Origin of the sequence: Rosettibacter primus, from assembly GCF_036860675.1 — a bacterium.
Classification (GTDB): domain Bacteria; phylum Bacteroidota; class Ignavibacteria; order Ignavibacteriales; family Melioribacteraceae; genus Rosettibacter; species Rosettibacter primus.
This window is the reverse complement of sequence record NZ_JAYKGK010000006.1, coordinates 154,447-168,105: the sequence shown is the minus strand read 5'-3', so window position 1 is coordinate 168,105 and position 13,659 is coordinate 154,447. Positions and strand designations below refer to the sequence as shown.

Below are 13,659 nucleotides of genomic sequence, written 5' to 3'. Positions count from 1 at the left end.
ATTAATTATAGAGGTAATTATGGAACCAACAAGGATTTTGATTTTTGATACTACATTAAGAGATGGAGAACAATCACCAGGTGCTTCATTAAATGTTCATGAAAAATTAGAAATCGCTCATCAGCTTGCAAAACTGAATGTAGATATAATAGAAGCTGGTTTTCCTATTTCATCTCCAGCACAATTCGAAGCAGTAAAAAGAATTGCTGCAGAAGTTGATTGCATTATTGCTGCACTAGCAAGAGCGAATGAAAAAGATATTAAAGCTGCAGCAGATGCATTATCAGCTGCTCCTCGTAAAAGAATTCATACTTTTGCAAGCACTTCAGATTATCATATTCTCGGTAAGTTTGGTCATGAACGCTATGGAAAAACTCTTGAAGAAAAAAGAAAAACGATATTAAAAATGTCCTATGATTCCGTAGCTTATGCAAAAACTTTTACAGATGATGTTGAATTTTCTGCCGAAGATGCAGGAAGAACCGACATAGGCTACCTTGCAGAAGTTGTGGAAGCTGCTATCGAAGCAGGTGCAACTACAATTAATATACCCGATACAACAGGTTACACATTACCTTTTGAATTTGGGAATAAAATTGCTGAATTGAAAAAAAGAGTAAAAAATATAGATAATGTTATCATCAGTGTTCATTGCCATAATGACCTTGGACTTGCAGTTGCAAATTCTCTTGCAGCAATTATGAATGGTGCTCGTCAGGTTGAATGCACAATTAATGGAATTGGTGAACGAGCCGGCAATGCTTCTCTTGAAGAGATTGTAATGACATTAAATGTTCGAAAAGATTTATTGAATTATTATACAAATGTAAATACAAAGGAAATATACAACACAAGCAAAATGGTATCTGCGTTTACAGGGTTACTTGTTCAAAGAAACAAAGCAATTGTTGGCGAAAATGCATTTGCTCATGAATCTGGAATTCATCAGGATGGGGTTCTTAAAAATCGTCAAACTTATGAAATTATGACTCCGGAAAGCGTTGGAATCCCTGAAAATAAAATTGTATTGGGAAGACATTCAGGAAGACATGGTTTAAAAGCAAGACTTCAAGAACTTGGTTATACTGTTACTGAAGAAGAACTTCAAAAAATTTATGATGCTTTCATAGAACTTGCAGATAAAAAGAAAGAGGTATTTGATGATGATTTAAGAATGTTAATGGGTGATGAAATTCAAAAACAAGATGAAGTTTATCAACTTGAATACTTACATATAAACGCAGGGACAAACCTGGTTCCTAATGCAGTTGTGAGAATTAAAATAGGCGAGAAAATAATAGAAGAAACTGCTACTGGAGATGGACCTGTTGATGCTGTTTTCAATTCAATTGAAAGAGCTTTATCTATTAAATCTGAATTAGAATCATATCAGGTCAGGTCGGTAACGGCAGGAAGGGAAGCTATGGGAGAAGTTCTTGTTAGAATTAGAAGTGGAAATAAGTCTTTTACTGGCAGAGGAATTTCAACAGACATAATCGAAGCGAGTGCAAAAGCCTACTTAAATGCACTTAATCAAAAAGAACAATCTATTAAAGAAGAACAATTAGTAAATAATAATGAAAAAATTTCTGAAGTAATATAAAGGATTTAATAAATGGGAATGACAATTACAGAAAAAATTCTTGCTAAAGCTTCCGGAAGAAGAAAAGTTGAACCCGGAGAAAATATCTGGCTTAATGTAGATGTATTGATGACACACGATGTTTGCGGTCCGCCAACAATAGAAATCTGGAAAAGAGAATTTGGAGATAAAGCAAAAATATGGGATAAGAAAAAAGTTGTAATATTTCCCGACCATTATATTTTTACAAAAAATCTACAAGCAAATCGTAATGTAAATATTCTCCGTGAATTTGCAGCAGAATATGATTTGCCAAATTATTATGATGTTGGTACTGAACGATACAAAGGAGTTTGTCACATAGCCCTCGCAGAAGAAGGTTATAATTTGCCAGGAACAGTTTTATTTGGGACTGATTCTCATACATGCACTTCAGGTGCTTTTGGAATGTTTTCTACCGGAGTTGGAAATACAGATGCAGCGTTTATTCTTGGTACAGGAAAAATTTGGGAAAAAGTACCTGAGTCAATGAAATTTATATTTGAAGGTCAACTTCCAGATTATCTTACTGCAAAGGATTTAATACTTCAGGTGCTCGGAGATATTACAACAGAAGGTGGGACTTATCGCGCATTAGAATTTGACGGTGAAGCAATTTTTTCTATGGAAATGGATGAGAGAATGACATTAACAAATATGGCTATTGAAGCAGGAGCAATGAACGGCATTATTAAAGCAGATAAGTTAACAGAAAAATATGTAAGAGAAAGAACTAATGCACCTTATGAAATTTTTGAAAGTGACCCTGATGCAAATTATAGAGAAATATTTAGATACGATGTTTCTAAAATAGAACCGCTTGTTGCAAAACCTCATAGTCCGGATAATCGCGATACAGTTAGAAATGTTCAAGGCACAAAACTTACAAAGTGTTATATAGGTTCATGCACAGGAGGTAAACTCCGCGATTTTATTAATGCAGCAAAAATTATTTTTGGGCATCAAGTTAAAGTGCCAACATTTATAGTTCCTGCAAGTACATATGTTGCTCATCAATTAGAAGTTGAAACAATAAATGGAATAACTCTAAAAGAAATATTTGAAAAAGCAGGTTGTGTAATTGCTCAATCTTCTTGTGCTGCATGTCTTGGCGGTCCATCTGATACAGTTGGAAGAGCTACAGATGGCGAAGTAATTATTTCAACTACAAATAGAAATTTCCCAGGAAGAATGGGCAGCAAAAAATCAGAAGTTTATCTTGCTTCTCCATTCACAGTTGCTGCTTCGGCAGTGACTGGAGTAATTACAGACCCAAGAGAATTTTTGTAAAATAATCAGGAATTAATTTTATGGAAAAAATAATTCGTGGAAAAGCTTTTGTACTGGGTGATAATATTGATACCGACCAGATTATTCCAGCTGAACATCTGGTCTATAGTTTAAGTGACCCTGAAGAATCAAAAAAATATGGAAGATTTGCATTATCTGGTGTACCACTAAAGAATTCTGGTTTGCCTGATGGTGGTATACCTTTTATTGAAGGTGAGAATTTCCAATCAAAATATAATATTATAATTGCTGGTTCTAATTTTGGTTGTGGTTCATCAAGAGAACATGCCCCTTTTGCATTGCAAGTTGCTGGTGTTAAAGTAATTGTAGCTGAATCATATGCAAGGATATTTTTTAGAAATTGTGTTGATGGCGGTTTTGCTATTCCTTATGAAACTCCAATTAAGTTGAATGATAAAATAAAAACTAATGATGAATTAGAAATCGACTTGATTAATAATAAATTAAAAAATATTACCACAGATTCTGAATACAATTTAAAACCATTAGGTGATATTTTACCGATTATCGAAGCAGGAAATATTTTTGAATATGCTCGTCAGAATAATATGATATGATAAGCACTGGATTAAATAACAAATAGAGAGGTAAAGAAAATGTTTGTAGAAATTTTTGATACAACTTTAAGAGACGGCACTCAGGGTGAAGGCATCAGCCTATCTGTTCAAGATAAATTGTTAATTGCTAAAAAGCTTGATGAATTTGGAATTGACATTATTGAAGGAGGCTGGCCTGGAAGTAACCCTAAAGACGAAGAATTTTTTAATCAAGCAAAACATTTGAAATTATCCCATGCAAAACTAACTTCGTTTGGTTCTACTGCAAGATCAGTTAAAGATGTTGAAGGAGATTATAATCTAAATACTTTACTTAAATCTGAAACCCCAATAGTTACAATCTTTGGGAAAACATGGCAGCTGCATTCTCAAAAAGGGCTGGGATTGACTGATGAGGAAAATGCAGAATTAATTTATAAATCTGTAAAATTTCTAAAAGCACATGTAGACAGAGTAATTTTCGATGCAGAACATTTCTTTGATGGATACAAACATAATGCAGAATTTGCTATTAAAATGTTGCAGGCTGCATATGAAGGCGGTGCTGATACTTTAGTTTTATGTGATACTAATGGTGGTTCATTACCTGACGAGGTATATAATATTGTAGAAGAGATTAAGAAAAAATTTAATTTAACTATTGGAATTCATGCTCATAATGATGGTGAATTAGCAGTTGCAAATTCTTTAGCTGCAGTAAATGCAGGAGCAACTCATGTTCATGGCACAATTAATGGCGTAGGTGAAAGATGCGGGAATGCAAATTTGTGCAGCATAATTCCTAATTTACTTTTGAAATTACATCATGAAACAAATCAAAAAAATACTCTGCAGCATTTAACATCACTTTCAAATTATGTTTACGAATTGATGAATATTCATCCTAATACAAGAGCAGCTTATACAGGAAAATCTGCTTTTGCTCATAAAGGCGGAGTTCATGTTAGCGCAGTAATGAAGGACAGCAAAATGTATGAACATATCCAGCCTGAATTGGTTGGTAACAAACAAAGAGTTTTAATATCTGACTTGTCAGGTCAGAGCAATATAAAATATAAAGCAAAAGAAGTGGGCATAGATATTTCGGAAGACAAAGAATTAAGTAAAAGATTAGTTAACTACATAAAATCTCTTGAGTATGATGGTTATCAGTTTGATGGGGCAGAAGCTTCTTTTGAATTGTTATTCAGGACAGAGACAAATGAATTTTCTCCATTCTTTAAATTGATTGATGCAAAGGTAAATGTATTTTATGATTCTGATGGCCATACTTCGTCAGAAGCAGTTCTAAAAATTGAAGTTAATAACGAAATTGAACATACAGCCGCTGATGGTAATGGCCCTGTTAATGCGTTGGATACTGCACTTAGAAAAGCATTACTAAGATTTTATCCTGAAATTGCTAATATAAAATTAGTAGATTATAAAGTACGCGTGCTTGACGAAAAAGAGGGAACAGGTGCTAAAGTTAGAGTAATGATTGAATCAAGTGATGGAAACGATACATGGGGAACTGTAGGAGTTTCAACAAACATAATCGAAGCAAGTTTTAAAGCTTTGAGCGACAGTATTAATTATTGCTTATTTAAAAAGTATAAAAGCAAACAAGAATTAACTAAAACCTAATTTTAAAATGGGATGATATAAAAGCAATCTTCACTTTTTATCATCCCTTCTGCTGTAATCCATTTAAATGTGATAGCTCTTTTGACCTTTCTTCAGCTCTTAGTATTGCTTGTGAAAATATTTCAGCAAAATTATTTTTCTTTAGAACTTCGAATGCTGCTTCAGTAGTTCCACCCTTTGATGCTACTTTTTTAATTAAAGTCTCTAAATCTGAATCCGAATTATTAATAACATGGAAAGCACCATGCATAGTATGTTTAACTAATAAACTTGCTAAGCTTTCATCAAAACCCATTTTTTTTGCTGTATCAATCATTGTCATTACAATGTAATAGAAATAAGCTGGTCCACTGCCACTTAGCGCCGTTACTCCATCCATAAGATTTTCGTCTTCTATCATAAAAGCTCTACCAGTAGTGCTTAATAAATTTTCTACTGTTGATAAATGATGAATGGTTGTTTTCTCTGATGGAATATAAACTGTAATTCCCATACCATATTGGGCAGGCATATTTGGCATTGCGCGAACCACAATATCATGATTAAGAGTTTTGCAAAGTAATTCCAATTTTATTCCTGCAAGAATTGAGATTACAAGTGTTTCTTTGTTAATTTTACTTGAAAGAATATTAGCTACAGATAAAAAATCTTGAGGTTTTACTGCTAAGATTAGAACATCAGAATTAAGGACATCATTATTAGGGTTAATAACAACTGTTCCAAGATTTAGCTCTTCAAGTCGTTTTGCGTGTTCTTCATTTTTAGCAACAAGATATAAATCGTTCTTGGAAGATTTATGATATTGAATAAACGAGCGTGCATAAGTTAATCCCATATTGCCGCAACCAATTATTGCTATTTTCATTTAATCCTCTTTTGATTAAAATAGTAAGTGCAAAAATAAGAATTTTTGCTTTTTATTAAATATGGATAAATTTTAAGAGCAGGTTTTATTTTTAACTTATAGGAAGTTAAAGAAATTATTTCATCATTCTTGCTTTTTTTATTCTATGCTTCTATATTTGATGCTCGTTTTTTAAGTTTATGGGTGAAATTTGTCCGGGCGGACGCCGGAGTTGGAGAGCCGGGGCGGACTGTAAATCCGTTGGCGAATGCCTTTGGGGGTTCGAATCCCTCGCCGCCCACAGTTCTTTATATATTGATTAAGCTGATGTAGCTCAGTTGGTAGAGCACTTCCTTGGTAAGGAAGAGGTCACCGGTTCAATCCCGGTCATCAGCTCATACGATATTATTCACCATAATTAACAATTTACTTCTAAAATTCTGATTAAACAGAGTTATAACAAGAAATTAGTTCATAAATATTTTGTTGTGAAATTTTAAGCGGGAGTAACTCAGTTGGCAGAGTCACAGCCTTCCAAGCTGTTGGTCGCGGGTTCGAGTCCCGTCTCCCGCTCCAATTTAGTTAAGAGGATTTATAATGGCTAAATCTAAAAATGTAAGACAAATTATAACACTGGAAAGCTCTGCTGGAACAGGTTATCGCTACACTACAACAAAAAACAAAAGAAATCACCCCGGTCGTGTTGAATATAAAAAATATGACCCTATTGTAAGAAAACATGTGATTTTTAAGGAAACTAAGTAAACACGTCAGTAGCTCAATTGGCAGAGCAGCGGTCTCCAAAACCGCAGGCTGGGGGTTCAAGTCCCTCCTGACGTGCAATCAAAATTAAAAATTATATGAAAGAAAAAATAATCAATTTTGTAAACGATGTCGTCAAAGAAATGAAGAAGGTTACATGGCCTTCTAAAGACGAATTAAAAGAATCAACTACAATTGTTATTGTTGTATGTCTTATTCTTGCTTTGTTTACTTATATCATCGACATGAGTATTAGCCAAATATTTAAAGGGATTTTTTAAAATTGGAATCTGGAAACGGTAAATGGTATGTGGTTCGTACTTTTTCGGGGCATGAAAATAAAGTGAAGACTTTAATCGAAAATGAACTGAAAGATAATGAAGAATTACGTTCAAGAATCTTTGAAGTATTAGTGCCAACCGAAAAAGTACTTGAGATTAAAGATGGGAAAAAGAAAACAAAGAAGAAAAATTTTTTCCCGGGATATATTTTAATTTGTGCGGACTTAGACTTGAAAGTAAAGGACTTTATATTAAACACTCCCTCTGTGATGGGATTTTTGGGTAATCCAAAAAATCCATTACCATTACTCCCTGATGAAGTTAAAAGAATTGTTGGCAGAATTTCTCAGGGTGAAGAAGCAGAAAGAACTGAGACTGTATTTCGTGCAGGTGATTTTGTTAAAATTATTGATGGACCATTCAATAATTTCACTGGTGTTGTTGAAGAAGTGAACGAAGAAAAAATGAAAATAAAAGTTATGGTTTCAATTTTTGGAAGAAAAACACCTGTCGAAATTGACTTTGTACAAGCAGAATTAGAGAAATAAATTATCAGGTTAAAATTATGGCAAAGAAAATAGAAGGTTATATTAAACTTCAGATACCAGGCGGTCAGGCTAATCCTTCACCTCCAGTTGGACCTGCATTGGGTCAAAAAGGTGTTAATATCATGGAGTTCTGCAAACAGTTTAATGCAAGAACTGCAGATAAACAGGGATTAATAATTCCCGTTGTTATTACTGTTTATTCCGATAAATCATTTACATTTATTACAAAAACACCCCCTGCTGCTGTTTTATTAAAAAAAGCTCTAAAAATTGAAAAAGGTTCTTCTGAACCAAATAAAACAAAGGTTGGAAAAATAACCAAAGAGCAACTTAGAGAAATAGCACAATTAAAAATGCCAGATTTAAATGCTCATGATATTGAACATGCAATGAGTATGATTGCTGGCACTGCGCGCAGTATGGGAATTACAGTTGAAGAATAAAATAATGGTATAATAAAATGAGAGTATCAAAAAGAGTTCAAGCAATAAGAAAGAATGTAGATACAAAAAAAGAATATACAATTGAAGAAGCGATTAAAGTTCTTAAAGAAAATTCAAAAGTTAAATTTACAGAATCGCTTGATTGTGCTGTTCGTCTTGGCGTTGACCCGCGACATGCTGACCAAATGGTTAGAGGTACAGTTTCATTACCTCACGGAACTGGTAAACAGGTTAGAGTTCTTGTAATAGCTAAAGGTTCTTTAGCAGAAGAAGCATTAAAAGCTGGCGCTGAATATGCAGGTTTTGAAGAATATCTTGAAAAAATAAAAAATGGCTGGGCAGATGTTGATGTAATCATTGCAACTCCCGATACTATGGGAGAAGTAGGAAAACTTGGTCGTGTTCTTGGTCCTAAAGGCTTAATGCCAAATCCTAAAAGTGGAACTGTAACACAGGATGTAACAAAAGCAGTTAAAGAAGTAAAAGCTGGTAAAATAGAATTCCGTGTTGAAAAAGCTGGAATTGTTCATGCTTCATTAGGTAAATTAAATTTTACAGTTGAACAATTAGCAGAAAATGTAAGAACATTTTTGCAGACAATTGTAAAACTGAAACCAGCTTCGGCTAAAGGTCAATACATTAAAAGTATTTACCTATCTTCCACAATGGGACCAGGATTAAAAATAACAAAAGACGAAGCAGCCCTGGCTACAAAATAAAAATTACGCACTCTGCCTTGATTTTAGCTTTGCTATATCAAGGTTAAAAATGCTTCAAAAGCCGAACAGTTGTTAAAATAACTGATACGGGAGAATAATGAAAAAAGCTAAAAAAGTAGAAGTACTTCAACAAATTAAAGAACTTGTAAAAGATTCTTCAGCAATGTTTCTTGTAGACTATAAAGGAGTAAATGTTGCTGATATCAATAAACTCCGCGCAAATTTCAAGAAGGAAGGAGTTACTTACAAAGTCTTTAAAAATACCTTATTAAGAAAAGCCCTCGAAGAAATTGGAGGGTATGATAAATTTTATGGTCATCTTACGGGGATGACAGGTGTAGCATTTGCAAAAGATAATTTTGTTGCACCTGCTAAAATCATCAAAAAATATTTTGACGATACCGGTAAATTTGCATTTAAAGGGTGTTATCTCGAATCAACATATTATGGCTCTGACCAGTTAGATGCAATTGCTACGATGCCAACAAAAGAAGAAATTATTGCCGGTATAATCGGAAGTATTGCTTCACCTTCTTCAGGCATTGTTGGAGCAATTAATGCTGTTATGAGAGATTTAGTAAGTGTTATTGATGAAATCTCAAAGAAAAAAGCGGCTTAAAATTTTTTTAGGAAATATTAATTAATAGGAGAAATAAAATGTCAGAAAAAATTGCTGAAATTGTAGAAAAAATTAAAGCTCTTACATTAGTAGAAGCTGCAGAATTAAAAAAAGCATTAGAAGATGAATTTGGAGTTACAGCTGCTGCTCCTGTTGTAATGGCTGGAGCTCCAGCTGCTGGTGCTGCAGCTGCACCTGCTGAAGAGAAAACCGAATTTGATGTAATTCTCGAAAATGCTGGTGCAACTAAAATTAATGTTATTAAAGTAGTTCGTGCTCATACAGGACTTGGACTTAAAGAAGCTAAAGATTTAGTTGATGGTGCCCCAAAACCAGTTAAAGAAGGTATATCTAAAGAAGAAGCTGAGAAGATTAAAAAAGAATTAGAAGAAGCTGGCGCTACTGTAACAATTAAATAATTTTTATCAACTAATTTTTTGATAAATCTAAAGTGGTAAAATGGAATTTCCGTTTTACCACTTTCTTTCATTATAAAAATGAAAGAATTTAATAAAATCATTGGAGGTTAGGCTTTGGAAAAACAAAAAATTAACAAAAGCACAGGGAGAATATCCTTTGCGAAGATTACCAATGTGTTGAAGGTCCCGGATTTATTGAATATTCAGCTTGAATCATTTGAGGAATTCCTGCAAGCAAAAGTGCCGCCTTCACAGCGAGAAAATAAAGGATTGCAGGCAGTATTTAATCAGAATTTCCCGATTCTTGATAATAAAGAATTTTATCGCCTTGATTTTATTGAATATTATATTGAAAAACCTCGCTTTTCTATAGCTGAGTGTGAAGAAAGAGGATTAACTTATTCAGCACCATTAAAAGCAAAATTACGCCTTTCTACAAAAGATGATGAAACAGGCGAGTATATCAATACAGTTGAACAGGAAGTTTATCTTGGCAATCTTCCTTATATGACTGAAAGAGGCACCTTCATTATAAATGGTGCCGAAAGAGTAATAGTAAGCCAATTGCATCGTTCGCCTGGAGTAGCATTTGCACAAACATTTCATCCAAATGGAACACCAATTTACTCGGCAAGAATAATTCCATTTAAAGGTTCCTGGGTAGAATTTGCTACCGATATTAATAATGTTTTATATGTGTATATCGATAGAAGAAAAAAGTTTCCATCTACTACTTTGCTTAGAGCATTAGGTTACGAAACCGACGAACAGATTCTTAACTTATTCAATTTAATAGAAGAAGTACCCGTTAAACATTTAGATGCTGAAAAACATTCAGGAAGAATTGCTGCTAATGATATTATTGATTTGCAAACAGGTGAAATTTATGTTTCAAAAGATGCTCAGCTTACAGAAGAAATTATAGACAACATTAAAAAATCATCACTCAATAAAATTCAATTAATTAGTGCAGAAACATCCTACGAGCAGGATTTAATTATAAATACACTTAAAAAAGATACATCTAAAACTAAAGAAGAAGCTCTCTATGCAATTTATCGTCAGCTTCGTTCTGGAGAAGCTCCAGATTTAGAAACTGCAATTGCATTACTTGATAAATTATTCTTTAATGATAAAAGATATGACCTTGGCGAAGTTGGCCGATTTAGAATGAATGATAAATTGGGTCTGGATGTTGATGAAAATATTCATGTTCTAACAGTTGAAGATATTATTGCTATTATGAAAAATATTATCATGCTTAAAAATGGAAATGTGAGCGTTGATGATATTGACCATCTTGGGAATAGAAGAGTTAGAACTGTTGGCGAACAATTGATGCAGCAGTACAATGTTGGATTGGCAAGAATGGCTCGCACTATTAAAGAAAGAATGAATATGCGTGATAATGAAAATATGCAGCCACAGGATTTGGTAAATGCAAGAACTATAACCAGTGTTATTAATGCATTCTTTGGTACAAATCAACTTTCACAATTTATGGATCAAACGAATCCACTTTCTGAGTTAACACATAAAAGAAGAATTTCAGCTTTAGGTCCAGGAGGATTAACTCGTGAAAGAGCAGGATTCGAAGTGCGTGACGTTCATCATTCTCATTATGGAAGACTTTGCCCGATTGAAACTCCAGAAGGTCCTAATATCGGTCTTATATCTTCTCTTACAATTTATGCACGCGTCAATCAATATGGATTTTTAGAAACACCATATAGAAAAGTTAAAGATGGTAGGGTAACAAATACAATTGAATATTTAAGTGCAGATCAGGAAGATGAATACATTATTGCTCAGGCAAATGCTCCTCTTGATGAACAAGGAAGATTTGTTCTCGATAGAGTAAAATGCCGTCATAAAGGCGAATTCCCAATTGTTCCTCCTTCAGAAGTTGATTACATGGATGTTGCACCTGCTCAAATTGTAAGTGCAGCTGCGGCATTAATTCCATTCCTTGAACATGATGATGCAAACCGTGCGCTTATGGGTTCTAACATGCAACGACAGGCAGTCCCTCTTTTAGTTCCCGAAGCACCAATTGTTGGAACAGGAATGGAATATAAAGTAGCAAGAGATTCACGACTTCTTATCTTAGCAGAAGATGATGGTGTTGTAGAGTATGCAGATGCGAGAAAAATTATTGTAAGATACAACATGAATCTTGATTCCGAAGAAGCACTTGTAAGTTTTGACGATGAACGACGAGTCGAATACAACTTAACAAAGTTTGCTGGAACTAATCAAGAAACTTGTTTTTCACAACGTCCAGTTGTAGTCACAGGACAAAAAGTTAAGAAGGGAGATGTACTTGCTGATGGTCCATCTATGGATAAGGGAGAACTTGCACTTGGTAGAAATATCTCTGTTGCATTCATGCCATGGAATGGATATAATTTTGAAGATGCAATTGTAATAAGTGAACGATTGGTAGCAGAAGATGTATTTACTTCAATTCATATAGAAGAATTTGAACTTCAAGTTAGAGAAACAAAACGGGGCGAAGAAGAATTAACAAGAGATATTCCCAATGTAAGTGAAGAAGCTACAAAAGATTTAGATGAAAATGGAATTGTTCGTGAAGGTGCAGAAGTAAAAGAAGGTGATATTTTAATAGGAAAGATTACGCCCAAAGGTGAATCAGACCCTACTCCAGAAGAAAAATTACTCAAAGCAATATTTGGTGATAAAGCTGGAGATGTTAAAGATGCATCATTAAAAGCTCCTCCAGGATTAAAAGGAGTTGTAATCAAAACAAGATTATTTAGCAGAAAGAAAAAAGATGCAGAAGCTAAAAAGCTCGAGAAAAAACAATTAGATGAATTAGAAAATTCTTATAAAAAACAACAAGAAAATTATTATAAAAAACTTGTCGAAAAGTTAACTAAAATAACTTCAGGAAAAACTACAACTGGTATTCGCAACCTTGATGGAACTGTTGTTCTAAGAAGTGGAACAGTGATTAAAGACTCAACCTTTGCTGATATTGAAGATGTAACAAGACTTGATTATACCAAAGATTGGTTCGAAAGAAAACATACAAATGAATTGATTAGAAAATTATATTCTAATTATTTCAAAGTTGTAGCTGAAATTGAGGAAAATTATAAGAGAGAAAAACTGAAAATACAATCAGGTGACGAATTGCCTCCTGGAATAACGCAATTAGCTAAAGTGTATGTGGCTAAGAAAAGAAAAATCCAGGTTGGCGATAAAATGGCAGGAAGACATGGTAATAAAGGTGTAGTTGCTAAAGTAGTTCCAGTTGAAGATATGCCATATCATGAAGATGGCACTCCTGTTGACATTGTATTAAATCCACTTGGAGTTCCATCCCGTATGAATCTTGGTCAGCTTTATGAAACTGCATTAGGCTGGGTAGGTAAAAAATTAGGAGTAAAATTTGAAACGCCAATTTTTGATGGAGCAGGTGTTAAAGATGTCGAAGAATGGTTAAGACAAGCTGAACTTGATGAAGGCAGTAAAACATGGCTTTATGATGGAAGAACTGGAGAAAGATTCCATCAAAAAGTTACATGTGGATATATCTATATGATGAAACTTGGTCATATGGTTGACGACAAAATTCATGCTCGCTCAATAGGACCATATTCATTGATTACTCAACAACCACTTGGTGGAAAAGCTCAGTTTGGTGGACAAAGATTTGGTGAAATGGAAGTTTGGGCTCTAGAAGGTTATGGTGCGGCTCATACATTACAGGAAATCTTAACGGTTAAAAGTGACGATGTTGCAGGAAGAGCTAAGACATACGAGGCTATTGTTAAAGGCGAAAATATACCGGAACCAAATGTTCCAGAAGCCTTTAACGTTATGATTAAAGAACTTCAAGGTTTAGGCCTTGAGATAAAAATTAATTAACCGTTAGAAGCCGCA

Annotated in this window: 13 protein-coding genes and 4 tRNA genes; 16 read left to right on the top strand and 1 reads right to left on the bottom strand. The window is 34.0% G+C overall.

Annotated elements, in window-relative coordinates:
• Positions 1–19 precede the first annotated feature (19 nt).
• Genes VJY32_RS09540 through cimA form a run of 4 tightly spaced genes read left to right on the top strand, consistent with a single transcriptional unit; the run spans position 20 to position 5,115 of the window.
• Positions 20–1,603, top strand: coding sequence for a 2-isopropylmalate synthase (locus VJY32_RS09540; RefSeq protein ID WP_353677679.1), 1,584 nt, complete (start codon positions 20–22; stop codon positions 1,601–1,603).
• Positions 1,604–1,615: 12 nt separating this feature from the next.
• On the top strand, positions 1,616–2,911 hold the full coding sequence (locus tag VJY32_RS09535; RefSeq protein WP_353677678.1) for a 3-isopropylmalate dehydratase large subunit: 1,296 nt from the start codon (positions 1,616–1,618) through the stop codon (positions 2,909–2,911).
• A 20-nt stretch (positions 2,912–2,931) separates the two neighbouring features.
• Positions 2,932–3,489: a LeuD/DmdB family oxidoreductase small subunit gene (locus VJY32_RS09530; RefSeq protein ID WP_353677677.1), complete on the top strand. Its 558-nt coding sequence runs from the start codon at positions 2,932–2,934 to the stop codon at positions 3,487–3,489.
• Between the two features lie 39 nt (positions 3,490–3,528).
• Positions 3,529–5,115 (top strand): citramalate synthase, encoded by a 1,587-nt coding sequence (gene cimA / locus VJY32_RS09525; RefSeq protein ID WP_353677676.1) that lies wholly within the window; start codon positions 3,529–3,531, stop codon positions 5,113–5,115.
• A gap of 40 nt (positions 5,116–5,155) precedes the next feature.
• Here the strand turns inward: cimA and proC are convergent, their stop codons facing one another.
• A complete protein-coding gene (gene proC, locus VJY32_RS09520; RefSeq protein WP_353677675.1) occupies positions 5,156–5,980 on the bottom strand; it encodes a pyrroline-5-carboxylate reductase in 825 nt (274 codons plus the stop codon).
• 196 nt (positions 5,981–6,176) lie between these two features.
• On the opposite strand from proC, the gene VJY32_RS09515 reads away from it, so the two are divergent.
• The 12 genes from VJY32_RS09515 to rpoB all read left to right on the top strand — a co-directional run bounded on the left by VJY32_RS09515 (position 6,177) and on the right by rpoB (position 13,644).
• Positions 6,177–6,260, top strand: a tRNA-Tyr gene (locus VJY32_RS09515).
• A gap of 22 nt (positions 6,261–6,282) precedes the next feature.
• Positions 6,283–6,355 (top strand) — tRNA-Thr (locus VJY32_RS09510).
• Positions 6,356–6,459: 104 nt separating this feature from the next.
• A tRNA-Gly gene (locus VJY32_RS09505) sits at positions 6,460–6,535 on the top strand.
• Positions 6,536–6,556: 21 nt separating this feature from the next.
• Positions 6,557–6,724 (top strand): 50S ribosomal protein L33, encoded by a 168-nt coding sequence (gene rpmG / locus VJY32_RS09500; protein WP_353677674.1) that lies wholly within the window; start codon positions 6,557–6,559, stop codon positions 6,722–6,724.
• A gap of 2 nt (positions 6,725–6,726) precedes the next feature.
• A tRNA-Trp gene (locus VJY32_RS09495) sits at positions 6,727–6,799 on the top strand.
• A gap of 20 nt (positions 6,800–6,819) precedes the next feature.
• The gene (secE, locus tag VJY32_RS09490; RefSeq protein WP_353677673.1) at positions 6,820–7,002 is read left to right on the top strand and encodes a preprotein translocase subunit SecE; all 183 of its coding nucleotides are present in this window, start codon (positions 6,820–6,822) and stop codon (positions 7,000–7,002) included.
• A gap of 2 nt (positions 7,003–7,004) precedes the next feature.
• On the top strand, positions 7,005–7,550 hold the full coding sequence (gene nusG / locus VJY32_RS09485; protein WP_353677672.1) for a transcription termination/antitermination protein NusG: 546 nt from the start codon (positions 7,005–7,007) through the stop codon (positions 7,548–7,550).
• 17 nt (positions 7,551–7,567) lie between these two features.
• The gene (rplK, locus tag VJY32_RS09480) at positions 7,568–7,993 is read left to right on the top strand and encodes a 50S ribosomal protein L11 (RefSeq protein ID WP_353677671.1); all 426 of its coding nucleotides are present in this window, start codon (positions 7,568–7,570) and stop codon (positions 7,991–7,993) included.
• A 17-nt stretch (positions 7,994–8,010) separates the two neighbouring features.
• Positions 8,011–8,712: a 50S ribosomal protein L1 gene (rplA, locus tag VJY32_RS09475; RefSeq protein ID WP_353677670.1), complete on the top strand. Its 702-nt coding sequence runs from the start codon at positions 8,011–8,013 to the stop codon at positions 8,710–8,712.
• 97 nt (positions 8,713–8,809) lie between these two features.
• Complete coding sequence (gene rplJ / locus VJY32_RS09470; RefSeq protein ID WP_353677669.1) at positions 8,810–9,331, top strand: 50S ribosomal protein L10; 522 nt, start codon at positions 8,810–8,812, stop codon at positions 9,329–9,331.
• 38 nt (positions 9,332–9,369) lie between these two features.
• A complete protein-coding gene (gene rplL, locus VJY32_RS09465) occupies positions 9,370–9,750 on the top strand; it encodes a 50S ribosomal protein L7/L12 (protein ID WP_353677668.1) in 381 nt (126 codons plus the stop codon).
• A 114-nt stretch (positions 9,751–9,864) separates the two neighbouring features.
• Positions 9,865–13,644 carry a DNA-directed RNA polymerase subunit beta gene (gene rpoB, locus VJY32_RS09460; protein ID WP_434968536.1) on the top strand — a complete coding sequence of 1,260 codons (3,780 nt, stop codon included), beginning with the start codon at positions 9,865–9,867 and terminating at the stop codon, positions 13,642–13,644.
• Positions 13,645–13,659 lie beyond the last annotated feature (15 nt).